Source organism: Actinokineospora spheciospongiae (assembly GCF_003182415.1).
GTDB lineage: Bacteria > Actinomycetota > Actinomycetes > Mycobacteriales > Pseudonocardiaceae > Actinokineospora > Actinokineospora spheciospongiae.
The window spans coordinates 179,607-206,116 of sequence record NZ_QHCP01000005.1 but is presented as its reverse complement, the minus strand read 5'-3'; the positions used below and the strand labels follow the sequence as shown (position 1 = coordinate 206,116).

Genomic DNA, 26,510 nt, shown 5'->3' with positions numbered 1-26,510 from the left:
CTGATCCGCTGACGGCGAAGGACCCCGCGGGCCGCCCGCGGGGTCCTTCGCCGTTTCGTCAGACGGTCTCGACGACCTGCTCGTAGCCCAGCCGCGGGTTGCGGTCGAACCAGGCCTCGTCGCCCGGGTGGCCGATGTTCACCACGACGAGCGAGCGGCGCCTGCCGTCGGGGAAGAACTCCGCGTCGACCCCGGCGGCGTCGAACCCGGTCATCGGGCCCGCGGCCAGGCCCGCGGCGCGCACGCCGAGGATGAAGTAGCCGACCTGGAGCAGCGCGTTGAACCGGGCGACGTCGACCCGGCCGCCCTCGTCGGCGAAGTTGTCCTTCGCGCCGGGGTGGTGCGGGAACTGGCTGGGCAGGTGCTCGTGGAAGTCGACGTCGGCGGCGAGCACGGCCACCAGCGGCGCGCTCGCGGTCTTGGCCCGGTTGCCCGGGGACATCAGCGGTTCGAGCTTGGCCCTGGCCTGCGGCGAGCGCACCAGCAGCACCCGCAGCGGCTGGGTGTTCATCGAGGTCGGCGCCCACTTCACCAGGTCGTAGATGGCCTGGACCTGCTCCTCGGTCACCGGCTCGGCGGAGAAGGTGTTCGCCGTGCGGGCCTCCCGGAACAGCAGGTCCTGGGCCTCCTGCGCCAACCTGAGTGCCCGGGTGCCCTGGTCGGTGGTCATGTCGCGCGCCTCCACGGTAGTCAAACGTTCAATCAGCTCCAACGTACTTGAGCGTTTGACGATTCCTCACACCCGTGTGACCACACCCACGCGCACCGGCTCGGCGAATCCTGTCCACTTGGCACGAACTGTCCGATTCGCCCGCCGCGTCAGACCTCGGTGGTCGCAGGCAGCCGACCGGACCGCACGGCGGCCACCAACTCGGCGTGGTCGGCCTCGGTGCGGTCGGCGTAGGCCACCGCGTACCCGCCGATCGCGTCGTCGAGGTCCTTGCCGCAGTAGCCCGCGAGCAGCCTGGGGTCCACCGAGCGGACGTGCGCGCGGGCCAGCAGCGCGCCCGCCAGCCTGCCGTAGTCGTCGAGGTGGCCGCGCCCCAGCGCGGTCGGATCGATCTCGCCCTTGCGGTTGCGGAACTGGCGGACGATGAAGTGCCTGCCCCGCACGGTCGTCCACCCGAGCAGGATGTCGGTCTCGGCCTGCACCAGCCGGGCCCCGTGCACCACCCGCTTGCCCTCGTGCTTGGCGGGCGGCAGGCCCAGCACCTCGGCCACCGCCGACCGGGGCGCCTCCTTGACCTGGAGCACCAGCGCCTCGTCCCCGTTGCCGTGCAGCAGGACCAGGTAGTTGCGGAACCCGACGCTGCCGGTGCCGACCACCCGGAACGCCACGTCGGACACCCCGTACCGCAGCACCAGGTTGCGCCGCGACTCCCGCAGCGAGGTGACGTAGTGCGGCAGCGCGGCGACCACCGCCGCCCGGACCCCATCGTCCACCGCGGACAGCAGCGGCGGGTCCGGGACGAACCGCCACTCGTCGTCGGCCCGGTGCGTCCACCGCGCCGCCACCCGGGAACTGGTGTTGCGCCCGGCCTTCCTGGCGGCCTTGGCGAAGTCGTCCTCCAGCGCGTCCGCCTCGGCGTCGCGCAGCGCCGACTCGTCACCGAGGGCGCTCCACGACTCCAGGAACGGCTGCTCGGCCAACCGGTTCAGCGTCTTGCGGTAGGACTTGACCACGTCCTCGGCCGCCTCCCGGCAGCGGTCCTCGGGGACCCCACCCTCCCGGCCCGCCAGCACCAGGCTGGTCGCCAACCGCTTGAGGTCCCACTCCCACGGGCCGGGCACCGTCTCGTCGAAGTCGTTGATGTCCATCACGACCTTGCCCTCGGGCGTGCCGAACAGGCCCATGTTTGCCGCGTGGGCGTCCCCGCACAACTGCGCGTGCACGCCGGTCCGCACCCCCGCCGCCAGGTCGGCGGCCATCAGCCCGGCCGCGCCCCGGAAGAAGGAGAACGGCGAGGCCACCATCCGCCCCACCCGCAGCGGGACCAGGTCGGCCAGCCGCCCCGCGTTGCTCGCCTCGACGAACTCCACCGCGCCCGGCCGGTCGGCGGCCAACGACAGCACGCCCTGCTCCTCGTGCCCCACCTCGTCGCGCAGCGCCCGACCCCCGGCCACCACCTCGGCCGCGTCGACCCGCTGTCCGAAGGCGAGCGCCGCCGCCTCCTCCGCCTTCTCTCCCATGTCCACATCATCCAGTCCCCGGGTCGATCCCCCAACCCCCCGATCGTCGACCGGGGCGGCCCAGCGGTGCGGTTCCCGCGACACCGGGGGCGCTCCGCGCTCCGGCGGACGGACCCCCGGTCGGGGTTGGTTAAACCACCGGGAGGTGCGTCATTCGACCAGGTGACCACGAGGGGCGTCGAACGCGCTGATCAGCGGAATCAGCCTCCGCGTAGTCCGACGTCAGACTTGGAAATGTCCGTCATGCACCAAAATCGCGTGACCCTGGTCACAGCAATTTCGCTGAGCGACCGCGGGGCGGGGCCAGCAGATTTACCAACATCCCGCAGAGCGCAGCCCCGTTTCCACCGGCAGCGCACCGCGGGGATCGGTCAACAACAGCAGCAGCAGCAGGTAGGAGGCAATTCCATGCTTTCGCTTCGTCGCATGTTCGTCGCCGGTGCCATCGCCATCCCCCTCGCGCTCGGTGGCGCGGGAACCGCCCTGGCGGACGACTACGAGGCCCAGGAGTCCACCGCCGGGCCCTGGGGCGCCTCGTCCACCTACGTCGCGGCGGACACCGACAACGACTACGGCCACCACCACCACGGCTACCGCTACAACGACAACGACTCGACCTTCGTGGAGACCAACTCGGTCGCGGGCCCCGGGGGCGCCATGAGCGAGTACGTGGTCGCCGTCGCGGACGACGACGGTGGCGTCGCCTACTTCCGCGGCCAGGACGTCGCCGGGGACCAGGGCGCCTCCTCCACCCGCATCCGCGCCACCGCGGGGTACTGACAGCAGGCGGGGACGCACCGCGGGCGGCGCTCCGGCGCCGCCCGCGGCACACCGCCCCCGCCCGCGAACCGGGCGCGCCCCCCGGACCGGGGGCCACCGCCGCGTTCATCCACAAAGGACACAGCTTCTCCCTCGGGCCTCGGATCGGACCGGGCGCCGGTGAAAGCGAATTCATTTTTAGATTTTTCGGGATCACCGCCGCCACGAACCGGTAATGGATCACCCGATTGAGGGGGCTCCTCCTTACTCTGTGATCAACTATCACACGATAGTGTCGCCAAGTGGATTTAGCCGAACGCCCGATGTATGTTCATTCCACGGCAGTCAGGTTCAGCTCGATACGGTGGATTTCCTTCGATAAGGAACCCGTAAGACGATTGCCAGTCAAGCCGATCCATTGATGCAATGAGGAGTTTTCTGTGTTCAAGAAGTTGGGTGCTATCGCCGTTGGCACCGCCGCAGGCATGGTGATGCTCGGTGGCATGGCCTCGGCCAGCCCGGTGGTCGGCAACGACGACAGCGTGGACCACAGCGAGTTCGACCAGGTTGGCCTGCTCAACCTGAACAACACCGACATCCTGCACAACGTCAACGCCGTCGTGGGCGTGTGCGACAACAACATCAACGTCCTGGGTGTCCAGGTCCCGGTCGAGGACGTGGCCAACGGCCTCAACCTGCCGATCCTGTCCCCGGGCGAGTCCGAGAACGAGGCCGAGGTCCCCGACCTGTGCGCCACCGGTGGCATCCTCGACGGCGGCGTCGGCCAGAACAACTGAGCTGAGCCAGTGATCAAGCCGCTCACGCGGCCCGATCAGTCGGCCTTCGTCGTTCCAAGGCCGTGAAGCGGTGGTGTGGGACTCCCGTGTGGGGTCTCGCACCACCGCTTCGCTTTGTGCCCGCTCCACCCCGCGGACCGGTCCAACCGCAGGTCCTCACGACTCCACCCGATTCAGAAATACACGATCGGGTATCCCGCTGGAATCCCCCACGGAGACGCTGTACGTTCGCTTCGCGGCTGACTCCGAAATGCCCCCCGGGCCCGTTCGCGCCTCGCGCCGATGCGGAGTGGCCGTATCTCCGGTGTACATGAGCTAGTGACTATCAAAGGACTTTCAGTGATCAAGAAGCTTGGTGCCGTTGTGGCTGCGACCGCTGCCGGCATGGTCATGCTGGGCGGTATGGCTTCTGCCACCACGGCGGGTGCGCCCGAGGCGGACCTCCCCACCCCCCAGGGCCAGGACGGCGTGGGCAACTCCGGCACGGTCGACTCCAGCGAGTTCTCGCAGGTGGGTCTGGTCAACCTGGACAACACGACGCTGCTGCACAACACCAACATCATCGCCAGCGTCTGCGACAACAACATCAACGTCCTGGGCGTCCAGGTGCCGGTGGAGGAGGTCCTCAACGGCGTCCAGGCGCCGGTGGGCTCCGCGGGTGAGCACGAGAACGAGGGCATCGCCACCGACATCTGCGGCCAGGGCGGCATCCTCGACAACGGGACCGGCCAGAGCAACTGACCCGGATCGGTCGTCGCCTCCCGCGCGGGAGGCGTGAGCAGTGACCTGCGGTGGCGCGGTACCCGGCAACGGGTACCGCGCCACCGCTTTTCACGTACCGGGACAGCGCACACCGGACACCCCGTACCGGAAAGCAGCTCCCCCAGGACAGCGCTACCGAGCAGACGCCCGTGAACCCCCATGGCAAACGCTTGCGGAGGCGTCCCCAACACCCGCGAGCGGGTTGCGCAACGCAGGACACAGAGGACTGCACCCACGATGTCGCATGTGGACCACCGGCGCCCCGCCCCCTGTCCAACACCCCGGGCACCGAGCCACCGAGCGTGACCGAAGCCGCCGGGGTCCCACTGGCAACCACCACGACCTGGTGAAACAGGGACAAGCGTGTTTCCCCGGCCGCCGGACCGCTCATCCCGAGTACGGCCCTCGCGGTCTGTTCTGCTCGATCCACCCCTCGCATCCCTGGAGATGGCGCCATGACCGATCCACGCATGTCCGGCAACCAAGCGTACGAGCCCGGCTACCCGGCCGACCGCAGCACCGCGACGATGCCCGGAACCGGGACGGCCGGTTACGGCAGCCACCAGGCGAGCGAGCACGCCGCAGCGCACACCCCGTCGCCCAGGCCCCCCGTCCACCCCGAGGGCGTACCGGCCTGGCCCACCGAGAGCGCCCCCGCAGTCGAGGTGGACAACGACCCGAACGACGGGATGAGCCGCCGCCGCGACCGGGTGCGGTGGGGTGCGGTCTGGGCGGGCACCGCGATCGCGCTGCCCGTCTTCCTGGTGCTGCAACTCGCCTTCTTCGCGGCGGGCTGGCTCAACGTCACCGACGGCCACGAGACGGCGGCAGCCGTCACCAGCGGCATCCTCTCCCTCGTCGCGTTCTTCATCGGCGGCCTCGCCGCGGGCTCGTCGGCGATTTGGCGCGGCGTCAGCGAGGGCGCCTTCCACGGCGCCCTGGTCTGGGCCGTCGGCCTGACCGCCCTGCTCCTGCTCACCCTGGTCGGCGGCACCGCCCTCCTCGGCAGCGCCTTCGAGGCAGCCGTCCAGGTCGGCGCGAACCCGCAGCCCGGGGTCGACGAGGACACCGCCATCCGGATCGCCCGCAGCAGCGCCGGGTGGGGCGCCCTGTGGCTCGCCCTGTCACTGGGCGCGGCGGCCCTCGGCGGCATGCTCGGGGCGAAGACCTGGCCGCGCAGGTCGCGCCGGACCACGACCTACCGGGAGCAGGCGCCCTACCGCGACCAGGCAGCCTACTGAGACCAGACCGAACCGGGCCCGACCGAGCCCACCACCCACGGCACCCGCCGCAGGCTCGGCGGACCGCACCCCGCTCCGGTCGAGCCGCGAGCGACCCGGGTGGACCACCTGTGGCCGGTGTCGGCAGGGACGACACCGGCCACAGCGCTGCCCGGACACGCCCACGTGCCACCGGTTCCAGCGCCCGCCCTCCCGGCACCCAGCCCACAAGCCACCCCACTCCCCACCGCAACAGCGGCTGACCAGCCACCCCCGCGAACCACCAGGCCCAGCCACCACCCAGCGAACCGGCCACCCAGCCACCCACCCCCCAACACCATCGGCACAGCGGCCAACCAGTCACCGCGAACCGGCCACCCAGCCACCAGTCACCCGAACCCCACCAGCGCAGCGACCCACCGACCACCCCACCAACCGGCGGCCCGACGAGCCAACTGCCCGGGTGGGTGGATGTGCTGCTTGGTCAGCCGACCACCCCACCAACCGCCGCCCCAGCTACGACCCTGCCCGGGTGGGTGGATGTGTTTGGCCGGGGGTGGCGATCATGTGACAGCCTGCCTGGGCGGTGGGGCATCTTTTCAGCCCCACCCGGTCACACTGGAGCACATGATCGCCATAGGGGCCCCGGCCAAACACATCCACCCACCCGGGCACACCCACGAAGTCCCGGGATTGAAACAGAGCACACCCACCCAGGCACCCCAGCGAAAGGCCGGGCTTTCAAACACGGCCAAGGGGAGCAGACCCTCACCCAGGCACCACAGCAACAGACCGGGCATCAACGCCAGACACGCACACGGGGGTGCCCCCGACCCAGTGGGCCAGGGGCACCCCCGTCTGCGGGCGAACCCGGTCAGCGCCGCCGACGCTCGTCAGCGCCGTCCACCTCGACCTGCTCCTTGCGGACCTCGCCTCGCACGGTCTCGTTCTCGGTGACCGTCTCGGTGCCGACCCGCACCTTCTCCACCGGGACCGCCTCCTTGCCCACGACCGGGCGCTCCTGGTGCAGGGTCACCTCCTGCTCGGCTTCGGTGAAGTCGGCGTGCTTGCCCGCCGCGCCGCGTTCGGCCCCGGTGATCGGGGTGCGCTCGACCCGCAGTTCCTCGCGCCGGACCGGCACCGACACCTGCTGCTCCTCGGTGACGACGTGCTTGCGCAGCCGCACCTTGCCGACCTCTTCGTTGCGGGTGCCGACGTTGAGCCGCTCCTCCGAGCGGGTCATGGTGGCCTCACCGTTGCCCCGGCCGGTGCGCACGGGCTCGGCCCGGCGCTCGGTGCCCACGGCGCGCTCGCCCTGGCCCTGCTCGGCCTTGAGGCCGTAGTAGCGGTACAGCTCCATCTCCTCGGCTTCGGAGAGGTGCTGGTCGTGGCCGACGTTCGGCGCGTCCTTGATGACCGACTTCTCCTGGCCGAGGACCACCGTGTCGCCGTCGGCCCGGGCGCCCTGCAACGGGACGAAGCTCTCGTTCATCCCGAAGAGGCCGGTGTTGACGGTGACCCACTTGGGCTGTTCCGTCTGGTCGTCGTAGTAGACCTGACCGATCTTGCCGACCTTGTCACCGGACCGGTCGTGCGCGGTCAGACCGATGATGTCCTCAGCTCGCTTCGGAAAACCCATGGTGTGCGTTCCTCCTGTTGTGATCATCGGGGCCGGGTGGCGGGGGCCGCGCCCGAGGGTTGCGTCGGGCAGAACCCCGGCGTCCCGTTCTTTCCGCCACCTAGGACGTACCCGGCAACCGCGACCTGAACATTGATGCACTCCTCGGGGTGAGGGCCCGGCCGCGGTGTTGAGCGTCGACATCGGACAGTGGGTATGCGGGATGCCCCGCTTCCCACTGACGAGTGGATGCGTCCACAGTCGTGTGACGCAGCGCTCGTCTGCGTGGTCGATCTTGACCGGCAACGGGAAGCTCAGCAAGTATTGAGTCAATGAACACTGACTGGTCTCCGGAGCTGGCGGCGCGGGCCCGCGTCCACGCCGCGCTGGGCGAGCCCGCGCGGTTGGCGATCGTGGACCGGCTCCTGCTGGGCGACGCCGCGCCGGGTGAGGTGGGCGCGGCGTTGGGGTTGCCCAGCAATCTGCTGGCCCACCACGTGAAGTCGCTGGAGCGGGCCGGGCTGGTGCGGCGGTCGCGGTCGGAGGGCGACGCCCGCCGCACCTACCTGCGGCTGCGCACCGCGGCGCTCGCCGGACTGGTGCCCTCCGGGGTGCGGCGGGCGCGGCGGGTGGTGTTCGTGTGCAGCCACAACTCCGCGCGCTCGCAGTTGGCGGCGGCGCTGTGGGCCAGTCGCAGCGCCGTGCCGACGGCGTCGGCGGGGACCCGGCCCGCCGAGCGGGTGCACCCGCTGGCCGTCGCCACCGCCCGGGCGCACGGCCTGTCGCTGGCCCGGGCCCGCCCCCACCACGTCGAGCAGGTCGTGCACCCGGACGACCTGGTCGTGGCCGTGTGCGACAACGCCCACGAGGAACTCGACCCCGCCGACCGGCTGCACTGGTCGGTGCCCGACCCGGCCGCGGTGGGCACCGAGGACGCCTTCGACTCCGCCTTCCGCGACCTGGCCGACCGGGTCGAGCGCTTGGCGCCCGCCGTCCGCACCCCATGACGACCCACCCACAGCGCGTTCCGAGGAGGAGTTCCGATGACGCGGCCGTTGGCCCGCGCACTGCTGGCCGAGTTCCTGGGCAGCCTGCTGCTCGCCGCACTGGTGATCGGCTCCGGCATCGCCGCCCAGCGCCTCTCCCCCGGTGACGTCGGCCTGCAACTGCTGGAGAACGCCGCCGCCACGGCAGTCGGGCTCCACGCCATCATCCTGGTCTTCGGCCCGGTCAGCGGCGGTCACTTCAACCCGGTGGTGTCCCTCGTGGACGCCGTGTTCGGCGGACTGCCCCGACGGCACCTCTTCGCCTACGCCCCGACCCAGGTGCTCGGCTGCGTGGCCGGGGCGGTGGTGGCGAACACGCTGTTCGACGCCGCCCCGATCAGCATCTCCACCACCGACCGGGCCACCTGGCCGCACGGGCTCTCCGAGGTCGTCGCCACGCTGGGCCTGCTGCTGGTGGTCTTCTCCCTGGCCCGCTCCGGCCGGGCCGCCTCCGCCCCCGCCGCGGTCGGCGCCTACATCGGCGCGGCGTACTTCTTCACCAGTTCCACCAGCTTCGCCAACCCCGCCATCACCGTCGGGCGCGTGTTCAGCGACAGCTTCGCGGGCATCGCGCCCTCCTCGGTCCCCGCCTACGTCCTCGCCCAGCTCGTCGCCGCCGCGATCGCGGTGCCGCTGCTGCGTGCCCTGTACCCGCACGCCTCGGCGCACGCCGAGGACGCCGTCCTCCCCCACCCGACCGGAACCACAGTCCGAACCGGAGGAACCGTGCCCGTCAAGCCCTCGGTGCTGTTCGTGTGCGTGCACAACGCGGGCCGCTCCCAGATGGCCGCCGCCTGGCTGTCGCACCTGGCCGGGGACCGGGTGGAGGTCCGCTCCGCCGGGTCCGCCCCCGCCGATGAGGTCAACCCCGCCGTGGTCGAGGCCATGCGCGAGGTGGGCGTCGACATCTCCGCCCGGACCCCGAAGGTCCTCACCCACGACGCGGTCCGCGAATCGGACGTGTGCGTCACGATGGGCTGCGGCGACGCCTGCCCGGTCTTCCCCGGCAAGCGCTACCTGGACTGGAAGCTCACCGACCCCGCCGGGCAGGGCGTCGAGGCCGTCCGACCCATCCGCGACGAGATCAAGGCCCTGGTCGAGGGCTTGATCGCCGAAATCGCCCCCGCACCGACCTCCTGAGCGCACCCGCAGGCGCGGCTCGGCCGGATCAGCGGGCCGGGGTCGCGGACGGGGCAGCGGCGGGTGCGGGGGTGCCGCAGCAACCGCCCTGGTCCTCGGCGGGCGCGTCGAACACCCCGGCTCCGCCGCAGACCCCCGTCTCGGGCAGCACCAGCTCCACCCGCTCGGCCGCCTCCCGGTCCCCGGCCAGGGCGGCGGCGAGGGAGCGGACCTGCTCGTGGCCGGTCATGGCCAGGAACGTCGGCGCGCGGCCGTAGCTCTTCATCCCGGCCAGGAACACCCCGGGTTCGGGGTGTTTGAGTTCCTTGACGCCGTGGGGGTGGACGGTTCCGCAGGAGTGGGTGTTCGGATCGATCAGCGGCGCCAGCGCCGCGGGCGCCTGCAACGTCGAGTCCAGGTCGAGGCGCACCTCCGACAGCCACGACAGGTCCGGGCGGAACCCGGTCAGCACCACGGCCCGGTCCACGCCCTGCACCCGTTGCCCCTCGCCGGACACCAGCACCAACCGGTCGCGCCCGTCGCGCTCCACGGCCTCGGTGCGGAACCCGGTGACCACCGAGACGTGCCCGGTCTCGACGGCGGCTCGCGCCCGCAGGCCCAGCGCGCCCCGGGCGGGGAGCTGGTCGGCCGCGCCGCCGCCGAACACCGCCCCGGCCGCACCCCGGCGCAGCAGCCAGGTGATCCGCGTCGCGGTCTCCCGCTCGGCCAGCCCGGCGAGGGCCACCAGCGCGGTCAGCGCGGAGTGCCCGCTGCCCGCCACCACCACGTGCCCGCCCGCGTACCGCGCGGCCACCCCGGGGTCGGCGAGGTCGGGCACCCGGTAGGAGATCCGGTCGGCGGCGGCGGCTTCGCCGATCGCGGGCAGGCCGTCCCCGCCCAGCGGGTTCGGGGAGGTCCACGTGCCGGAGGCGTCGACCACCGCCCGCGCGGCGATCCGCTCCTCCCCACCGTCGGCGGTGCGCACGTGCACCGCCAACGGCTCGGTCCCGCGTCCCGCGTCGACGACCCGGTCCCGGCCGCGCCGTGCCACGCCGACGACCTCGGCACCGAAGCGCACCCGGTCGCCGAGCGCATCGGCCAGCGGGCGCAGGTACGACCCGGTCCACTCCGCGCCGGTGGGGTGGTCGCCGGGGGCCGGGTGGCGCCAGCCGAGCGGCTCCAGCAGCCTGCGCGCGGCCGGGGCGATCAGTTCCGCCCACCGGGAGAACAGCCGCACGTGGTGCCACTGCGCCACCGCCGCGCCCGCGGTCGCGCCGCGTTCGAGCACCAGCGGCACCACCCCGCGCTCGACCAATTCCGCGGCGGCGGCCAACCCCACCGGTCCCGCTCCGACGACCACCACGGGCAGGTCGCTCATCGTGTTCCCCATTCATCGACTGTGCTCGATCAAGACGGGGGAACAGTATCGAGCTGCGTCGATGAATACAACCATCGATCCAAGTCGATACACTTCACACCATGCCGATCGCACTGCCCCTGGTGCACGTCCTGCCCCACGGCGAGGCCGCCACCTACGCCGAGTGGTTCGCCTGCCTCGCCGAACCCGTCCGCGTCCGCCTCCTGCACGCGGTGGCCACCAGCCCGAAGGGCACCACCGTCGGCGCGCTGACCGCGGTCCTGGGCACCAGCCAGTCCACCACCTCGCACCACCTGCGCAAACTCGCCGACGTCGGTTTCGTGCGGCTGCGCAGGGAGGGCACCGCCACGATCGTCACCGTCAACGAGGCCTGCTGCGCCGGGCTCCCGCACGCCGCCGACGCCGTGATGGGCCTGCTGGCCCCCCACCCCTGCTGCCCCGACGATGTCCCCGGCGACGTGACCGTCCGCGCCCTCGAACCCGGCGACTGGTCCGCCGTGCGCCGGATCTACGGCGAGGGCATCGCCACCGGTCTGGCCACGTTCGAGACCACCGTCCCCAGCCGCGCCACCCTCGACGCCAAGTGGCTCCCCGGCCACCGCTGGGTGGCCGAGGTCAACGGCGAGGTCGTCGGCTGGACCGCGGCCGCCCCCACCTCCACCCGCGACTGCTACGCGGGCGTCGCCGAGACCTCCGTCTACGTCGCGGGAACCCACCGCGGTCGGGGCGTCGGCAAAGCCCTGCTGCACAAGCAGGTGACCGCCGCCGACGCCGACGGGATCTGGACCCTGCAATCGTCCATCTTCACCCGGAACCGCACCAGCATCGCCCTGCACCACCGCGCGGGCTACCGCACCGTCGGCATCCGCGAGCGCATCGCCCAGGTGGACGGCACCTGGCACGACACCGTCCTCATCGAACGCCGCTCACCCACCGGCTGACACGGCAACGGCCCGCCACCGGATCAGTCCCCTGTGGACTCTTCCATCCGGGTGCGGGCCGACGGGCGAGGCCCCGCCGAACCGCTGCCGCGGTTCGGCGGAGCCTCATCCGATCCCGGCTCCCGGGATCGGGAGCCGGTTCACAGACGTACGCGACCGAGTCGGTCAGCGGCCGAGCAGACCGCCGCCGAGGAGACCGGCACCGGCGCCACCGAGGAGACCGCCGTCGCCGAGGGGGCCACCGTCACCGAGGGGGCCACCGTCGCCGAGCGGACCGCCGTCGCCGAGTGCGCCGAGCGCACCGAGCAGGCCGAGGCCGTTGCCGAGGGGGCCGTTGTCGTCGACGATCGGGTCGGCGGAGGCGACACCCGCGGTGGCCATGGACAGGGTGGCAGCGGTGGCCAGCATGGCCAGGGTCGCGGCGGTCCGCTTGTGGACGTTCATGGAGGTACTCCTTCACCCACCTGCTGCGGTGGGTCCGACGTGGGGACGACGCACATCGTCACCGGGGTGGTAGGCCATTCGGCCCAGCATTCGATCTCGGGCGATGGTACATATGGCCCAACGACCGCGAATGGGTGACTCTCCCGGCGGCGGGGTGACGGCGCTCAGCCGGTCTTGGTGGGCTCCTCCTTGGTGCTGAACGCGACCAGGGCGTCGACCACGAGGAACGCGACCAGCGACACCCCGAAGACGGGCAGGAACCAGGCGAGCAGCCCGCCGACCACGACCAGCGGCACCAGCACGGTGGGCGACGCCCGCCGCCAGGTGCCGCGGGGCGGGGCCTTGCCGAAGCGGTTGGCGCCGAGCGGGGGCCTGCGCAGCCACCACATCCGGTAGCCCCACGCGACGAGCCCGATGATCGCCAGGGCCAGCGCGGTCAGGACGATCTGGTTTGGCAGGCCGAACAGCATGCCCATGTGGGCGTCGATGCCCCACTTGGTCAGCTTCGCCATCAGCGGGTAGTCGGCGAAGCGCAGGGTGTCGGTGACCTGCCCGGTCGCCGGGTCGACGGCCATGGAGTCCGACTTGCCCGGCAGGCCCTTCTGCACCTGCGTGACCACGTACGCCTTGCCCGCGGCGGCGGGCACGCGGATCTCGACCGGGTCGGCCAGCCCGGCCGCGGCGGTGGCGGCGCGGACCGCGTCGATGCCGACGTCCGCGCCGGTGGGGGACGGGTCGACGGCGCTGGTGACCGACGGGGTGGTCCAGTCCAGCGCCGTGCGCAGGTCCGAGACGTTCTCCCCCGCGTACGCCGACCAGGTCAGCCCGGTGGCGGACAGGAACAGCAGCCCGATCGCGGCCCACACGCCGACCGTGGCGTGGCGCGACACCGTCCGGCCGCGCTTCGCGGCGGGACCCGCGGCGGGGTTGTCGCGGCGGGCGATCCGGCGCAGCACGCCCCGCCTGCCCACCCACAGCCCGAGGCCGACCAGGACGAGCACCCCGAGCCAACTGGCCGCGAGTTCGCTGTAGAGCCTGCCGAACTCACCGAGGTGCAGGTTGCGGTGCAGCCCGCTCAGCCACGCGCGCACGGGCAGGGCCTGGCTGGAGCCGTAGGTCTCCAGCGAGCCGCGGATCTCCCCGTCGTGCGGGTTCACGAAGACCGTCTGGTTGAAGCTGGACCCCGCGTCGGGGAGGTGGAAGACGACCTGGGTGCTGTCGGTCGGGGTCGCCCCGGGGCGCACCGACACCAGCTTGCCCTCGGGCACCTCCTGCCTGGCCAGCTCGACCTGCCGCGACAGCGGCACCGACGCCGCGGCGGCGGGCACGTGCAGCTCGTGGTCGTGGACGACCTGCTCCAACTGCGGGGTGTAGATGTAGGCGAGCCCGCTCAGCGCGGCGACCAACAGGAACGGTGCGACCAGCACCCCGGCGTAGAAGTGCAGGCGCATCAGCAGCGGTCGGACCCCGGCCCACCCACCGGGCGCCCGCCGCCGCTGCTCGGGTGGCGGCGCCTCGTGCTCGTCGACGGTCATCCCGGACTCCTTCGCTCGTGAGGTGGGTCGGCGAGGTGGTCGGATCGGGGTACGCATCAGTTCCCGTGATTTTCACCTTGCGCCCCAGGTGATGGACAGCCCGGTCGTCATCATCGACAGCGCTCAGGTTCCAGCGGGCGCGCCGCCCCGCACCTCTGTCGACACCGAACTCGACAGCCCCGACCCCATCGCCAACTAGTCAAGCAACTTGACTAGTTGGCGATGGGGCGGGCACAGTTCGGGAGGACGAGCAGAAGGAGATCCACATGGCATTCACCAGCCACACAATCGAGACCGCACCCGAGGGCTCCCGGAAGATGGTCGAGGGCGCGCGGAAGAAGTTCGGCTTCATCCCCTCCCCCGTCGCGCGGATCGCCGAGTCGCCGGAACTGCTGGCGACCTTCCTGGGCAACACCGCCGCGTTCGACCGTTCGTCGCTCGACGCCCTGGAGCGCGAGGTCGTCATCATGACCCTCGCGACCCGGGTGCGGTGCCACTACTGCGTGGCGCTGCACTCGGCGACGATGACCCGCCAGGCGGTCGACGCGGAGGTCATCGGGGCGCTGCGCGGGGGCGAGCCGCTCGCCGACGCCAAGCTGGAGGCGTTGCGCCGGTTCACCGACGCGGTGCTGGCGACCAGCGGCGGCGTGGCCGACGAGGACGTCGACGCGTTCTTCGCCGCGGGCTACGACCAGCGCAACGCCCTGGACGTGGTGCTCGGCGTCGGCACGTACACGCTGTCCACGTTCGCCAACCGGCTGACCGGGGCCCCGCTCGACGCACCCTTCGAGGCGCACCGCTGGGAACCTCACCACACCGGGCGCAGCGCCACCGCCTGACCGGAGTCGGCGACGATCCGCCGCAGGTCGGCGCGCAGGTGCTCGACCCGGTCGGCCCCGATCAGGTCGCCCCAGCGCGCCTCGACCTCACCCCAGCGCCGCACCACGCTCGCCACGCAGGCCCGGCCCCGCGGTGCCAGCACGACCATCCTGCTGCGACGGTCGGTCGGGTGCGGCCCGCGCTCGACGTAGCCGCGCTGCTCGAGCTCGTCCACCAACTGGACCGCGGCCTGCTTGGTCACCCCGAGGTGCACCCCCAACTCGACCGCGGTGGCCCCCGCAGCCCGCTGCGACAGGTACTGGAAGACGAACCCGTGCGCGGGCCGGACGTCGTCGAACCCCTCCGCGGCAAGGGATTCGTGCACCTGGTCCATGACGGTGCGGAACGCCATGGCCAGCAGGGCGGGGATCTCGGCGGTCAACGCCCCTCCAGTGGTCGAGTGCCTTCACGTCGTGCGCTGCCGTGACGGTACGCGCCATCGGCGTGCCCGCCGCCACGGTGGACCGCCCAGCGGATCGAGGAGGTCGCGGGCACCGTCCAGTGAGGACAGCGCGGTGCCACTCGACCCCGCAGGCGGTCGACACCGGACGACCGCCCCGAGCGCTCGGCGCCCCGTTCCGGTCGGACCGACCCCGGGAACGCAGAAGCCCTCCCCCTCTGATCGAGGGGGAGGGCTGTGTCACCTGCGCACAAGCGCTGGTGGGCGATACTGGGATTGAACCAGTGACCCCTACCGTGTCAAGGTAGTGCTCTCCCACTGAGCTAATCGCCCGAGGCGGAGGCGGGAATCGAACCCGCGTACAGGGCTTTGCAGGCCCTTGCCTAAGCCACTCGGCCACTCCGCCAGCGATCTGGGGCCTTGGAGACCCCAGGGGACCGGCCGTGGCCGAACCACTTCCGAGCGGATGACGAGATTCGAACTCGCGACCCTCACCTTGGCAAGGTGATGCGCTACCAGCTGCGCTACATCCGCGTACTCCGCGACTTCCGGGGCTGGTGTCCCCGTCCGCCGTGGTGTGAGGAGAACTCTATCCGATGCCCGATCCGGGCTCCAAATCGGGGGTCGGATCGGGCTGTTCCCTCAGGTCAGATCGGTTGAGATGAGGTGCGTGAGCGCTTCGTCGACGTCGACCCACAGGTGCTCGTTGCCGGGGACGACCACGTCGTAGGTGCGGTCGAGGAAGTCGGCCAGCTCCTGGGCGGAGGCCTCGAAGACGGCGTGGCCGGACGGGGAGCTCAGCTCGATGACGACGACCTCGGGGTCGTCCACCGCCGGGCGGATGCGCACGTCGCCGTCGCCCGCTTCGGCGATGAGGCCGTCGGCCAGCAGGTCGCGGGAGAAGACCCACTCGACCCAGCCCGCGCGGCCGGTGCGGAAGGCCGCCACCACCGCGTACGGGTCGCGCGTGTCGTAGCGCAGCTCGACCTTCACCGGGACCGCCGGGGTCCTCGGCGCCAACAGGTCGAACACCGCTGTCGACCGCAGCGTGACGTGATCGTTTCGCATCGTCGCTACCCTTCTGCTCCCTTCCCAGCCAAACGACTGAGGCACACCGGTGTGACGCCCGAGCGCCGGTATCCGAACGCGGATCGCGGTGAGATCACCCGTCCGGCCCACACCCCGGTGCGCAGTGCAGTCGAGCCTGCGCACCCGGTGATCGGCCCGTGTGGAGGCACTTCCATATTGACCGGTTTCCCACGGCAGGGGTAGCTGCGGGCGCACGAATTATCGGGACCGTTTGTGTACCAGTTCGCCAATACCGCGCTGACCTGGGGGCGGGGCGGTGATCTGTGGGCAGGACCACCTGGTTGGCCCAGGTCAGGCGGTCGCGGTGCCCCGCGTGCCCGCAGACGGCAGAATGTGGACGACAAGCGAGGAAGGTGGTGAACTGGTGACCGACGAGACCCGCCGGAAAGGCCCCATTCGACCCGACTGGGCCGATCGGAACCCCACCACCCGCGCCGTTTGGCGTACCGGGGTGGGCGTCGTCGGCACCCTGGTGCTGGTCGTGGGTGTGATCCTCATCCCCTACCCCGGCCCCGGCTGGGTGGTGGTCTTCGGCGGCCTGGCCATCCTCGCCACCGAGTTCGCCTGGGCCCGCCGCATCCTCACCTACGCCAGGGGCAAGTACGACGCCTGGACCGACTGGCTCAAGCGCCAGAGCCTGCTCGTCCGCCTCCTCGTCCTCGCCGCCACCGCCCTCATCGTCCTGGCCACCCTCTGGCTCCTGAACGCGTTCGCGCTGGTCGGCGGCTGGTTCGGCATCCACTGGGCGTGGTTGACCTCCCCCCTGTTCAACTGACGCGCACCCCCTGCTAATCTTCTCCCCGTCGACGCGGGAAACCGCGCCGGGCGATTAGCTCAGCGGGAGAGCACTTCGTTCACACCGAAGGGGTCACTGGTTCGATCCCAGTATCGCCCACGACCGACGGCCGATCCATGTTCGCGGAGAGCGCGAACGGGGTCGGCCGTCATCGTTTCCGGGGGGCGACCCCCCGGACCCCCACGGTGCGGTGTGTCGCGTGTCGGGGTGGTGGGGTTGGCTGGGGGACCTTTCAGGTCCGTGGTGGTGTGCGTGGGTTGTGCGGCCTGCCGGTGATGTTCGCCGGTGGGCCGTTCGTGTTTGCGGGCTTGAGTCTGTGAGTACGCCCCTGGCTTGACGAGCGCACCCCCGGTTGACGGCAGGGAGCGACTTATTCGTGCGTGGTGTGCATTGATGCATTTTGTGCATGGTTGTGGGTAGGGTTGGGGGGACTACTGGTGGCTACGGGGGCGGGGTGCCGGTCCCGGGAACAGGACGGGTGATGGACCTTTCCCAGGGGCAGGCCGAGGAGCAGGTGGGCGGGAACGGGGCGGCGCCGGTGGCGTTGCGGCAGTTGATCCCGGCGGAGTTGCTGGAGCGCGGTGAGGGGTGTCCGTTCGACCCGGCGCCGGGGTTGCGGGGGCTGCGGGGGCAGGGGGCGGTGCAGCCGCTGGAGTTGGGGAACGGGGCGCGGGCCTGGTTGGTGACCGGGTTCGCCGAGGCCCGGGAGGTCATGGGGGACCTGCGGTTCAGTTCCGACCGGGTCCGCTACCGCGACGCCACCCAGATGGGGGCGGATGAGGTGGCCGCGCAGGCGGGTACGCCGGTGTGCCCGGTGCCGGTGGAGGCGCGTGCCGACGGCATGTTCATCTTCATGGACCCGCCGGAGCACACCCGGCTGCGGCGGCTGCTGACCGGGCAGTTCACCGTGCGCCGGATGAAGGCGCTGGAGGCGCGGGTCACCGAGATCGCCGTCGAGCACATCGAGGCCATGCGGGCGGCCGGGACCGGGGCCGACCTCGTCCCCGCCTACGCCCTGCCCATCCCGTCGCTGGTGATCTGCGAGTTGCTCGGGGTCGACTACGGGGATCGGGGCTCCTTCCAGGAGAACACCGCCATCGCGCTCAGCTCCGCCTCCACCGACGAGGAACGGGCGCGGGCGGGCGGCGAGCTGTACGGGTTCATCGCCCGGCTCGTCGCGGCCAAGCGGGTCGAACCGGGTGACGACCTGATCTCGGGACTCATCCACGACGCCGACCCGCCGCTGACCGACGCCCAGCTCATCGACCTCACCCTGGTGCTGCTCGGCGCCGGGCACGAGACCACGGCGAACATGCTGGCCCTGGGTGCCTTCGCGCTGCTGGAGAACCCCGAGCAGCTCGCCGCGCTGCGCGCCGACCCCGAGCTGGTCGACCAGGCCGTCGAGGAGCTGCTGCGCTACCTGAGCATCATCCAGCTCGGGGTCACCCGCGTCGCCACGCAGGACGTGACCGTGGGGGGTGTGGACATCCCGGCGGGGGCGACCGTGGTCCTCGGGGTGCCGGAGGTCAACCGGGACCCCCGGCACTGGGACGACCCCGACCGCCTGGACCTGCGCCGCGAGCGGGCCCCGCACCTGGCCTTCGGGCACGGGGTCCACCAGTGCCTCGGCCAGCAGCTCGCCCGCATCGAGATGCGCATCGGCTTCACCGAGCTGTTCACCCGCCTGCCGGGCCTGCGCCTGGCCACCCCCGCCACCGAGGTGCCCCTGCGCAACGACATGCTGATCTTCGGCGTGCACTCCCTGCCGGTGGCCTGGGACTGACCCCGGGGCGCTCACCGGCCGGGTCGGTGGCCCGCTGTTCGTCCATAATGGGCAGCCCGCCCGCCGAACAGCAGAGGAGAGGGCCGAGTGAGCCAGCCCCAGGCCGGGGACTCCCCCTCCGCGCAGGTCCCGGGGCGCCGTGAGCGCAAGAAGCAGGCCACCCGCACCGCCCTGCGCGAGGCGGCGCTGCGCCTGGCCGTGCGCCACGGCGTGAAGAACGTGACGGTCGAGCAGATCGCCGCCGAGGCCGACCTGGCCCTGCGCACCTTCTTCAACCACTTCTCCAGCAAGGAGGAGGCCGTCCTCGCCGCGGCGGCCGCGGGCGCCGAAGCGCTCGTCGAGGAGTTCCGGGCCCGGCCCCCGCACGAATCCGTCCTGCGCGCCGTGCGGGAGGCGGTCCTCGTGGTCGTCGACCGCGACGACGCCGTCGGCCGCGACCACATCCGGGTGCTGCGCCTCATGCAGCACACCCCCGCGCTGCTGCCGCAGCAGATGGCCGTGCTCATCGCCCAGGAGAAGGCCCTGGCGGACGCCATCGCCGAGCGCCTGACCGCCGCGGACCCCGCCGACCCGCCCGGGGTCTACCCGCAACTGTGCGCGACCGCCACCCTGGCCACCCTGCGCGTCGTCCTCTCCCGCTGGCTCAGCCGCACCTCGGACACCGACGAGATCCCGACCTCGTCCACCCTGCGCGAGGAGGTCGACGAAGCCCTCTCCCACCTGGCCGCGGGCCTCGACCGACCGGGCACCCAGGACCCACCGCACTGACCCACCGCGGCCGGGCGGCCCACCCCGCCGGGCTCGGCCGAGTCCTCACCGGACAGTCCGCTCCCCCGGGCCGAGACGGGCGACCCGGTCAGCCGGTGAGCGTGACGATCGAGGGGTGCGCGCCGAACAGGCTCAGCGGGCGCACGTCGCCGACGCGCAGCCCGGCGGATTCCGCCGCGGCGCGCTGGTCCTCCGCCTCGTGCAGCAGCAGCACCGCCACACCCGAGTCCGCCAGCACCCGCCGGACCTCGCGGAAGAGCCGGTCCGGGCGCCCGGCCAGCGTGCCCAGGGCGGCGACCTGCCGGTCCCACGGCGGGTTGCCCACCACCCGGTCGACCCGTCCCGTGCCCACGGGGACGCGGCCCGCGTCGGCCCGCAGCCAGAGCGCCGAGGTGGCCGTCAGCGCGGCGTTGGCGGTGGCCGCGGCCAGCGGGCGGGGGTCGTGGTCGGCGCCGAGCAGCCGGGCCCCGGGGGCCAGCGCGGCGGTCTCGATCACGATGGTGCCGGTGCCGCAGCAGGGGTCGAGCACGGTGTGCCCCGGCCCGACGCCCGCCAGCAGCGCCATCGCCGCGGCCAGCGGCGGGTGCAGGGTCCCCTGGGTCGAGGCCTGCTTGTAGGGCCTGCGGTGCAGCGGCTGGTCGGCGATGCGCAGGGCCAGCGCCGCCCGGGAGCCCTCGACCGTCACCCGGAACGACAGCGTCCCCGCCGGTGGGGCCGCGCCGCCGCGCCGGGAGTGGTAGGGCAGGTCGAGCGCCCCCGCGACCTCGGCGCCCACGGCGTCCTCGATGTCGAAGCGGTTGTAGTTGCGCTTGCCGAGGAACGACGCGGCGACGTCGACGCCGGTGGCCCCGGTGGACCCGCCGCAGCGGGTCCGCTGCCGCAGCAGCCCGGCCAGGTCGGCGGACCTGGTGGCGCCGGTGAACTTGGCCAGTTCCGCCTTGGTGTGCCCGACGCCGTCGAGGACACCCGCCAGCAGGAACAGGTCGTCGACCGTGCGCAGGTCCAGCAGGCCGGGGTCGGCGCGCGGGGCGGTGAACCACACCTCGCGGTGGCGGCGGTGCTCGACCTCGCCGAGACCGCGCTCGGCGACCTCCCCGGCCGCCACGTCCTCCAGGCCGCGCAGGGTCCTCGCCAGCAGACGGACGGCCACTGCCCCACACCCCTTCGCTCGGCGGAGGAACCGCACGCGCGACCACACGGTGTCCGGGTGGGATTCGACGCGTCGTCGACGGCACATCATAGGGTTGCGGCACGCTGGAAGCGGACCGGGGTGGCCGTGGGCGCGCCTGCTCCGGGGACGGGCCCCGGCCGGGTGGGCGACCGCCGCGTGCGACCATCTCCGGCGAGGGGCGGGTCGCTGTCGACGCAGGCCCACGGGGTCCGGAGGGCGGTGGTTCGGTGCGGCGCGTGACCTCGCGCAACGCCAGCTTCCAGCAGTGGCAGGCGTTGCTGACCAACCGGAACAAGCGGCAGCGGTCGCGGGAGTTCCTGGTCCAGGGGGTGCGGCCGATCACCATCGCCGTCGAGCGCGGCTGGCCGGTCCGGGCGCTGCTGCACAACGCCGACCGGTCGCCGTCGCGGTGGGCGCGGGAACTGCTCGACACCGTGCCCGCGGAGCAGTTCGCGCTGTCCGGCGAGCTGCTGGCGGAGCTGGGCGAGAAGAACGAGTCGGCCGCGGAGCTGGTCGCGGTGCTGGAGCTGCCGCCGGACGACCTCGACCGGATCGAGGTGCGCGCCGACTTCCTCGGCGTCCTGTTCGACCGGCCCACCAGCCCCGGCAACATCGGTTCGATCATCCGGTCGGCCGACGCCTTCGGCGCGCACGGGATGATCGTGACCGGCCACGCGGCGGACGTCTACGACCCCAAGTCCGTCCGGGCCAGCACCGGTTCGCTGTTCTCCCTGCCGTCGGTGCGGGTGTCCGCGCCGCGCGAGGTCACGTCCTGGGTGCGGGCCAAGCGCGCCGCCGGGGTCCCGGTGGCGATCGTGGGCACCGACGAGCACGGGGAGGCCGACGTCTTCGACTTCGACCTGACCGGGCCGGTGCTGCTGCTGGTCGGCAACGAGACCGCCGGGCTCAGCTCCACCTGGCGCGAGCTGTGCGACCACCTCGTCCGAATCCCGATGGTGGGCAGCGCCAGCTCGCTCAACGCCGCCAACGCGGCGACGGCCGTGCTGTACGAGACGTCCCGGCAGCGTTCCCGGAAGAACCGCTGATCGCACGGCCGCGCGGGGACGGGCGAGCAGGCCCGTCCGGCTGACCGTCCACTGTGGTCAAAACCTTCCGGTGGCGGTGCGGTCACCCGGTTTCGGAGCCCTGGGTTCGGGGGCACACCCGGTGTGGATGAACGGGCTCACCACCGACCGCGTCACCTGGGGGGGTGCCCGCGGGGAGCGGGCAGAGCGGCCACGTCTTCCGCGGGGGCGAGGTGGACGTCAAGACCGACGGGTCGGAGTTCACCCTGACCACCTTCACCCACGAGAATTTCCCGACCACCGGCCTGACCTCGCAGGAGTTCGACGCCGACCTCAGCTCCACCTTCCACCACAACGAGACGCCGAACGCCGGGCCCGCCCCGAGGACCTGGTGGACCTGCCCACCTTCGTCTCACCGGAGGCGGTGACCGTCGACGGCACCGAGGACCACCGGGGTGTCAGCCCAGGCTCATGCCGCCGTCGACGACGAAGACCGAGCCGGTGGCGAAGCCCGCCTCCGGGGCGGTGAGGGTGCGGACCCACCGGGCGATCTCCTCCGGCTGGGCGACCCGCCCCACCGGGGTAGTGGCGGCGACTTCGGCGAGGAACGCCGCGTACTGCTCCGGGGTGGCCCCCATCCGCAGCCCCATCCCCGACTCGACCACCCCCGGCGCGACGGCCACGACCCGGATGCCCCGGGGCGCCAGCTCCGCCGCCCACGTCCGCGTGAGGAACTCCACCCCCGCCTTGGCCGCGCCGTAGACCGAGAAGCCCGGCCAGGCCCGGCCGCCGGTGGAACCCGCGCTGCTGATGTTGACCACGGTGCCCCGGGTCTCGGCCAGGGCGTCGAGCGCGGCCTGGGTGAGGAAGATCGGGGCGCTCAGGTTCACCGCGAACTGCTCGGCGGTCGTGGTCGGGTCGACGGCGGACAGCGGGGCGGGCGTGGCGGCGCCCGCGTTGTTCACCAGCACGTCGAGCCTGCCGAATTCCCGCAGGGCGGTCGCGACGACCACCGCCGCGGCGTCGGGGGTGGTGATGTCGATGGCGAGGGTGCGGATGCCGGGGTGGTCCCCGGCCGTCTCGGCCAGCGCGGACTCGGTGCGGCCCACGACCAGGACCCGGTGGTCCCTGGCGTGGTCGCGGGCGATGGCCCGGCCGATGCCGGTGCCGCCACCGGTCACGACGACGGCGGGGGTGTTGTCCGTGGTCACGGGAACCACGCTAGCGGGCGGCCCGCTCCGCGCTCCCCTCCGGGGAGCCGCGGTCCGGTCCACCTGGGACGGTGCAGGACTACTCCGCCCGCACAGCGGATTCCACCGTGGGGTGGATGTCCAGCAGGCGGTCCAGGCCGGTCAGCTCGATCGGGCGGGTGACGACGGACGTGTCGGCCACCAGGCGCAGCGGGATGCCGTGGTCGGCGCAGCGGTTGTGCTCGGTCACCAGGAGGCTGAGCGCGGCCGAGTCGAGGAACGACACGGCGGTGAGGTCCAGCACGATCGCGGCGGGCCGGGTCGGGATGTGGTCGGCGACCGCGCCCAGGGTGTCCGCGTCCACGCGGTCACCGACGGGCACCACCACCGCGGAGCCGATCCCCTCGCTCGTCATGCTCCCAGTTTCCCGCACCGGCGGGCAAACCGCATCGTCGGTCCGCTCACGGTCGCGGGGTCTGCTGGTGGGCCTCGGCGGTGGAGCCGGTGAGGTGGTTCAGGGTGTTGGTGATCCGCAGGATGCGGTCCAGGCCCGCCGGGCGGTTCTCCAGGTGCAGGCAGGCGTCCGCGGCGTCCACGTGGCGGCGGATCATCAGCAGGGTGGACAGGCCGTAGGAGTCGCAGAAGCCCAGGGTGGACATGTCCAGGTGCAGGGCCCGCACGGTCGGCAGGCGGGCGATGACCTCGCGCAGCAGGGTGTCGGCGGTGTCGAAGTCGAGGTCACCGTCCAGCCGCACCCGGACCGAGTCGCGGTCGGGGGCGGTCCAGCTCGTGGTGAGGGGGCGGGGGGTCATCGGTCGTGGTCTCCGGGCACGTCGCGGGCCGGCAGGGCGGACCTGCCCGCCGTCAGCAGGGCGGTGGATCGGGGGAAGTCGCGCAGCTCCGCCGCCAGCAGGTCCAGGGCGGGGACGAGGAACCTGGCCGGGACCGAGCGGGCGGTGAGGATGCCCGCGGTCCAGGTCAGGAAACCGGTGAACAGGTCCGCGTCGTCCACGTAGAGGGCGGTCCCGAGGTAGTCCACGATGTGCGCGAGGTCCTGGGCGGTGTACTCGCGCTGCGCCTCGGTGTAGGAGCGCATGGCCGGGATGGTCTCCTCCAGGCCGCTCAGCATCGCCTTGACGAGCTGGCCCGAGGTGCGCGACACCATCGTGTACTCCTGGTCGGCCAGGTGCGGGAGGTCGTCGATGGGCTGGTGGCCCCCGGCGGGCCGGTTCAGCGGTGAGCGGGCGAGGCGGTCGGCGGCGGCGCGGGCGTCCGGGGCCCAGGCGTCGGCGCCCAGGAGGCGGGCGTAGCGGCCGTCGGGGCCGAAGGCGGCGCCCCCGGCGATGACCGGGGTGCCCGCGGCCTGGCAGGCGGTGATGGTGGCGTGCGCCGACGGCAGCCGGGTGGCGATCGAGCTGGACAGCGCGACCGCGTCCGGGCCGGTGCGGTGCAGGTGCGTGATCAGGTGCGGCGCCGGGACCTGCGCGCCGAGGTAGTCGACGCGGAAGCCGCGCAGGCGCAGGACCTCGGCCAGCAGGCGGGCGGGCAGGGCGTGCCACTCGCCGTCCACGCAGGCGACGGTGATCGTGCCCAGGGTCGGCGCCGGGGTCGGGGCGGTGAGCGCGAGGGCGGCGAGGGCGCGCTCGTTGATCGCGGTGGCGGCGTGCTCCTGGGCCACGGTGATCCGGTTGTCGGCCCACTCCTGGCCGACCCGGCGCTGCACGGCGGCGATGACGTCGAGCAGGACCGACTCCGGCGCCAGCCCGTCGGCGGCGGCACCGGTGACGACCTCGGCGGCGGTGTGCTCGTCGCGGTCGCACACCGCGGCCCACAGCCGTTCGACGTGCCCGGCGGTGACCTGCTCGGTGCGGGTGGGCTCGGTGTGGGCGGGTGCGGTGCGGGTGGGCTCGGCGGGCGTCATGCGGTGTACCTGCCGGGACCGTGCCCCCCGACCGCGGTCAGGTGCGAGCCCCGGGGCGCGGTGATGGCCACCACGGCCATGTCGTCGTGCGGGCGGTCGCCGATCCACTGCGCGGCGAGCATCTGGACGTGCTCCACGATGGCGTCCGCGGGCATGCCCGCGCAGTCGGCCAGCACCCGGCGCAGCCGGTCCTCGCCGAACAGCTCGCCGCCGAGGGGGCCGCCGTGGGCCTCGGTGATGCCGTCGGTGAACAGCAGGCAGGTCTCCCCCGGGGCCAGGGTCACGGTGGTGCTGGTGGCCTCGATCCGGGGCATGACGCCGACCAGGTTGCCCCGGCTGGCGACCTCCTCGACCTGGCCGTCGGCGCGCACGATGAACGGCGGCGGGTGGCCCGCGCAGGTCAGCCGCAGCCGCACACCCGCCCCCTCGCGGCGCACCGAGGCGAGGACCATGGTGGCGAAGCGGGTGCTGTGCGGGTTGACCAGCGTGTCGTTGAGCCGGTTGAGCACCCGCAGGTGGTCGCCGGACATCGGCAGCAGCGCGTGCAGGGTGTTGCGGATCTTGCCGGTGAGGACGGCGGCCTCCAGGCCCTTGCCGCACACGTCGCCCAGCACGGCCAGCGACTCGTCGTCGTCGGCGGTCGGGTGCACGTCGTAGAAGTCGCCGCCGATCCGCTCGGTGTCCTGGGCGGCCCGGTAGCGGCCCGCGAACTCCACGCCGCCCACCTGGTGCAGGGTGGGCGGGAGCAGTTCGCGCATCAGCGTCTCGGTGATCGAGTTCTGCTGGGCGAACATCCGGGCCGCGGACATGGCCGCGCCCGCCCTGGCGGCGAAGAGCCGGGCGAAGACCTCTTCCCCCTCGTCGAAGGCGGGCTGCCCGGCGCGGCGCAGCAGTACCAGCGCGCCCGCGGCCACGCCGAGGCCGGGCAGCGGGGTGACCACGACCGAGCCGATCTCGCCGAACCCGTCCGGCCGCAGCCAGTCGGGCGTGCTGGCCGGGTCGATCCAGCGCGAGGGCACCGGCGGGAAGCCCTGCAGGGCCTCGGCCAGACCGGGCACGTCCTCCGGGTGCACGCGCAGCCGGGTCCGGACGGGGTCCCCGTCGCGCACGCACAGCACCGCCGGGTAGCGGTGCCGGGCGGCGGGGGCGATGACCACGGCGGCGTCGGCGAGGTGCTCGGCGGCGAGCCGGGCGGTGACGTCCATGCAGCGGTCAAGGTTCAGCGAGGCCAGCAGCGCGGAGGAGACCTCGCTGAGCAGGGCGGTGCGCTCGCGCTCGACGCGCAGGGCCTCGATGGCCAGCCGGGTGTCGGTGTCCTCCACCAGCCACCAGGTGACGCTGTCGTCGTCGCCGTGCGGGACCGGGTGGGCTTCGAAGCCGCGCCCGCCGATGTCGCCGTGGACGCGACCGTCCGCGGCGGAGGCGGTGGCCAGCCAGTCGGGGACGGTGTCGCCCGGGGGCACGAGGAGGGTTGCCACCTCGTTCGCGGCGAGCAGGGCGCCGTTCCCGTCCAGCACCACCGCCGGATGGGGAGCACCCCACCAACCGTTGCCGGTCGAGACGGGGGTCGTGCGGGTGGACTGTCGTGGCTCAATCACGGGGAAGTCGTTTCACCTCTTCGCCACTCACTCGAACCTTGGTTGGCTCATGGCAAGTATCGCACAGACCACATCTTGATC

27 protein-coding genes, 4 tRNA genes and 1 pseudogene are annotated in these 26,510 nt (G+C 72.5%); 15 read left to right on the top strand and 17 right to left on the bottom strand.

Features of this window, described 5'->3' with window-relative positions; all coding sequences use genetic code 11:
• Window positions 1–58 precede the first annotated feature (58 nt).
• Both DFQ13_RS15135 and DFQ13_RS15130 read right to left on the bottom strand, forming a co-directional pair.
• The gene (locus tag DFQ13_RS15135) at window positions 59–670 is read right to left on the bottom strand and encodes a malonic semialdehyde reductase (protein WP_110080284.1); all 612 of its coding nucleotides are present in this window, start codon (window positions 668–670) and stop codon (window positions 59–61) included.
• Window positions 671–819: 149 nt separating this feature from the next.
• Window positions 820–2,190 carry a DUF2252 domain-containing protein gene (locus DFQ13_RS15130; protein ID WP_110080283.1) on the bottom strand — a complete coding sequence of 457 codons (1,371 nt, stop codon included), beginning with the start codon at window positions 2,188–2,190 and terminating at the stop codon, window positions 820–822.
• A 408-nt stretch (window positions 2,191–2,598) separates the two neighbouring features.
• Between DFQ13_RS15130 and DFQ13_RS15125 the strand changes: the two genes are divergently transcribed.
• The 4 genes from DFQ13_RS15125 (at window position 2,599) to DFQ13_RS15110 (ending at window position 5,749) form a co-directional block, all read left to right on the top strand.
• Window positions 2,599–2,970, top strand: a complete 372-nt coding sequence (locus tag DFQ13_RS15125; RefSeq protein WP_146241240.1) for a hypothetical protein — start codon at window positions 2,599–2,601, stop codon at window positions 2,968–2,970.
• A gap of 419 nt (window positions 2,971–3,389) precedes the next feature.
• Entirely contained in the window at window positions 3,390–3,746 is a 357-nt protein-coding gene (locus tag DFQ13_RS15120; protein WP_035283535.1) for a hypothetical protein, read from the top strand.
• Window positions 3,747–4,148: 402 nt separating this feature from the next.
• Window positions 4,149–4,487 (top strand): hypothetical protein, encoded by a 339-nt coding sequence (locus DFQ13_RS15115; protein WP_146241239.1) that lies wholly within the window; start codon window positions 4,149–4,151, stop codon window positions 4,485–4,487.
• 476 nt (window positions 4,488–4,963) lie between these two features.
• Entirely contained in the window at window positions 4,964–5,749 is a 786-nt protein-coding gene (locus DFQ13_RS15110) for a permease (RefSeq protein ID WP_146241238.1), read from the top strand.
• An 853-nt stretch (window positions 5,750–6,602) separates the two neighbouring features.
• Here DFQ13_RS15110 and DFQ13_RS15105 read toward each other — a convergent pair.
• Window positions 6,603–7,367, bottom strand: coding sequence for a DUF2382 domain-containing protein (locus DFQ13_RS15105; RefSeq protein ID WP_035281104.1), 765 nt, complete (start codon window positions 7,365–7,367; stop codon window positions 6,603–6,605).
• A 311-nt stretch (window positions 7,368–7,678) separates the two neighbouring features.
• Between DFQ13_RS15105 and DFQ13_RS15100 the strand changes: the two genes are divergently transcribed.
• From DFQ13_RS15100 to DFQ13_RS35045, 3 genes and pseudogenes are all read left to right on the top strand, one after another.
• The gene (locus tag DFQ13_RS15100) at window positions 7,679–8,353 is read left to right on the top strand and encodes an arsenate reductase/protein-tyrosine-phosphatase family protein (protein ID WP_035281102.1); all 675 of its coding nucleotides are present in this window, start codon (window positions 7,679–7,681) and stop codon (window positions 8,351–8,353) included.
• A 36-nt stretch (window positions 8,354–8,389) separates the two neighbouring features.
• Window positions 8,390–8,881, top strand: a pseudogene (locus DFQ13_RS35050) (aquaporin); the annotation flags it as partial.
• 237 nt (window positions 8,882–9,118) lie between these two features.
• Window positions 9,119–9,532, top strand: coding sequence for an arsenate reductase ArsC (locus DFQ13_RS35045; protein WP_200873354.1), 414 nt, complete (start codon window positions 9,119–9,121; stop codon window positions 9,530–9,532).
• Window positions 9,533–9,560: 28 nt separating this feature from the next.
• On the opposite strand, the gene DFQ13_RS15090 is transcribed toward DFQ13_RS35045, so the two are convergent.
• Window positions 9,561–10,889 carry an NAD(P)-binding domain-containing protein gene (locus DFQ13_RS15090; RefSeq protein ID WP_110080280.1) on the bottom strand — a complete coding sequence of 443 codons (1,329 nt, stop codon included), beginning with the start codon at window positions 10,887–10,889 and terminating at the stop codon, window positions 9,561–9,563.
• A 101-nt stretch (window positions 10,890–10,990) separates the two neighbouring features.
• Between DFQ13_RS15090 and DFQ13_RS15085 the strand changes: the two genes are divergently transcribed.
• Window positions 10,991–11,830, top strand: coding sequence for a helix-turn-helix domain-containing GNAT family N-acetyltransferase (locus DFQ13_RS15085; protein WP_110080279.1), 840 nt, complete (start codon window positions 10,991–10,993; stop codon window positions 11,828–11,830).
• Window positions 11,831–11,995: 165 nt separating this feature from the next.
• On the opposite strand, the gene DFQ13_RS35620 is transcribed toward DFQ13_RS15085, so the two are convergent.
• Together DFQ13_RS35620 and DFQ13_RS15075 are read right to left on the bottom strand one after the other, a co-directional pair.
• Window positions 11,996–12,274, bottom strand: a complete 279-nt coding sequence (locus tag DFQ13_RS35620; RefSeq protein ID WP_035281097.1) for a hypothetical protein — start codon at window positions 12,272–12,274, stop codon at window positions 11,996–11,998.
• Window positions 12,275–12,438: 164 nt separating this feature from the next.
• Complete coding sequence (locus DFQ13_RS15075) at window positions 12,439–13,809, bottom strand: PepSY-associated TM helix domain-containing protein (protein ID WP_110080278.1); 1,371 nt, start codon at window positions 13,807–13,809, stop codon at window positions 12,439–12,441.
• A gap of 266 nt (window positions 13,810–14,075) precedes the next feature.
• Here DFQ13_RS15075 and DFQ13_RS15070 point away from each other — a divergent pair, with 266 nt between their 5' ends.
• Window positions 14,076–14,648: a carboxymuconolactone decarboxylase family protein gene (locus DFQ13_RS15070; protein ID WP_110080277.1), complete on the top strand. Its 573-nt coding sequence runs from the start codon at window positions 14,076–14,078 to the stop codon at window positions 14,646–14,648.
• Here the strand turns inward: DFQ13_RS15070 and DFQ13_RS15065 are convergent.
• From DFQ13_RS15065 to DFQ13_RS15045, 5 genes are all read right to left on the bottom strand, one after another.
• Window positions 14,618–15,070, bottom strand: coding sequence for a MarR family winged helix-turn-helix transcriptional regulator (locus tag DFQ13_RS15065; RefSeq protein ID WP_110080276.1), 453 nt, complete (start codon window positions 15,068–15,070; stop codon window positions 14,618–14,620). The genes DFQ13_RS15070 and DFQ13_RS15065 overlap by 31 nt on opposite strands.
• Before the next feature lie 276 nt (window positions 15,071–15,346).
• Window positions 15,347–15,421 (bottom strand) — tRNA-Val (locus DFQ13_RS15060).
• Window position 15,422: 1 nt separating this feature from the next.
• Window positions 15,423–15,494, bottom strand: a tRNA-Cys gene (locus tag DFQ13_RS15055).
• A 55-nt stretch (window positions 15,495–15,549) separates the two neighbouring features.
• A tRNA-Gly gene (locus DFQ13_RS15050) sits at window positions 15,550–15,622 on the bottom strand.
• Between the two features lie 108 nt (window positions 15,623–15,730).
• The gene (locus DFQ13_RS15045) at window positions 15,731–16,156 is read right to left on the bottom strand and encodes an SsgA family sporulation/cell division regulator (RefSeq protein ID WP_035281092.1); all 426 of its coding nucleotides are present in this window, start codon (window positions 16,154–16,156) and stop codon (window positions 15,731–15,733) included.
• Window positions 16,157–16,541: 385 nt separating this feature from the next.
• On the opposite strand from DFQ13_RS15045, the gene DFQ13_RS15040 reads away from it, so the two are divergent.
• From DFQ13_RS15040 to DFQ13_RS15025, 4 genes are all read left to right on the top strand, one after another.
• A complete protein-coding gene (locus DFQ13_RS15040; RefSeq protein ID WP_052020978.1) occupies window positions 16,542–16,952 on the top strand; it encodes a TIGR02611 family protein in 411 nt (136 codons plus the stop codon).
• Window positions 16,953–17,000: 48 nt separating this feature from the next.
• Window positions 17,001–17,072 (top strand) — tRNA-Val (locus tag DFQ13_RS15035).
• A gap of 382 nt (window positions 17,073–17,454) precedes the next feature.
• Window positions 17,455–18,756, top strand: a complete 1,302-nt coding sequence (locus tag DFQ13_RS15030) for a cytochrome P450 (RefSeq protein ID WP_110080274.1) — start codon at window positions 17,455–17,457, stop codon at window positions 18,754–18,756.
• An 87-nt stretch (window positions 18,757–18,843) separates the two neighbouring features.
• Window positions 18,844–19,524: a TetR/AcrR family transcriptional regulator gene (locus DFQ13_RS15025; RefSeq protein WP_110080273.1), complete on the top strand. Its 681-nt coding sequence runs from the start codon at window positions 18,844–18,846 to the stop codon at window positions 19,522–19,524.
• An 88-nt stretch (window positions 19,525–19,612) separates the two neighbouring features.
• On the opposite strand, the gene DFQ13_RS15020 is transcribed toward DFQ13_RS15025, so the two are convergent.
• Window positions 19,613–20,674 carry a TRM11 family SAM-dependent methyltransferase gene (locus DFQ13_RS15020; protein WP_233438418.1) on the bottom strand — a complete coding sequence of 354 codons (1,062 nt, stop codon included), beginning with the start codon at window positions 20,672–20,674 and terminating at the stop codon, window positions 19,613–19,615.
• A gap of 257 nt (window positions 20,675–20,931) precedes the next feature.
• Between DFQ13_RS15020 and DFQ13_RS15015 the strand changes: the two genes are divergently transcribed.
• Both DFQ13_RS15015 and DFQ13_RS15010 read left to right on the top strand, forming a co-directional pair.
• Complete coding sequence (locus tag DFQ13_RS15015; protein ID WP_233438417.1) at window positions 20,932–21,741, top strand: TrmH family RNA methyltransferase; 810 nt, start codon at window positions 20,932–20,934, stop codon at window positions 21,739–21,741.
• Between the two features lie 164 nt (window positions 21,742–21,905).
• Window positions 21,906–22,148 (top strand): hypothetical protein, encoded by a 243-nt coding sequence (locus DFQ13_RS15010; protein WP_110080271.1) that lies wholly within the window; start codon window positions 21,906–21,908, stop codon window positions 22,146–22,148.
• 30 nt (window positions 22,149–22,178) lie between these two features.
• Here the strand turns inward: DFQ13_RS15010 and DFQ13_RS15005 are convergent, their stop codons facing one another.
• The 5 genes from DFQ13_RS15005 to DFQ13_RS14985 all read right to left on the bottom strand — a co-directional run bounded on the left by DFQ13_RS15005 (window position 22,179) and on the right by DFQ13_RS14985 (window position 26,348).
• Entirely contained in the window at window positions 22,179–22,931 is a 753-nt protein-coding gene (locus tag DFQ13_RS15005; RefSeq protein WP_110080270.1) for an SDR family NAD(P)-dependent oxidoreductase, read from the bottom strand.
• A 79-nt stretch (window positions 22,932–23,010) separates the two neighbouring features.
• Window positions 23,011–23,325, bottom strand: a complete 315-nt coding sequence (locus DFQ13_RS15000; protein WP_035281080.1) for an STAS domain-containing protein — start codon at window positions 23,323–23,325, stop codon at window positions 23,011–23,013.
• Between the two features lie 46 nt (window positions 23,326–23,371).
• The gene (locus DFQ13_RS14995; RefSeq protein WP_035281078.1) at window positions 23,372–23,722 is read right to left on the bottom strand and encodes an STAS domain-containing protein; all 351 of its coding nucleotides are present in this window, start codon (window positions 23,720–23,722) and stop codon (window positions 23,372–23,374) included.
• Window positions 23,719–24,831: a cobalamin B12-binding domain-containing protein gene (locus tag DFQ13_RS14990; protein ID WP_110080269.1), complete on the bottom strand. Its 1,113-nt coding sequence runs from the start codon at window positions 24,829–24,831 to the stop codon at window positions 23,719–23,721. Before DFQ13_RS14990 ends, DFQ13_RS14995 begins: the two co-directional genes overlap by 4 nt.
• On the bottom strand, window positions 24,828–26,348 hold the full coding sequence (locus tag DFQ13_RS14985; protein ID WP_035281107.1) for a PP2C family protein-serine/threonine phosphatase: 1,521 nt from the start codon (window positions 26,346–26,348) through the stop codon (window positions 24,828–24,830). The genes DFQ13_RS14990 and DFQ13_RS14985 overlap by 4 nt, the downstream gene beginning before the upstream one ends.
• Window positions 26,349–26,510 lie beyond the last annotated feature (162 nt).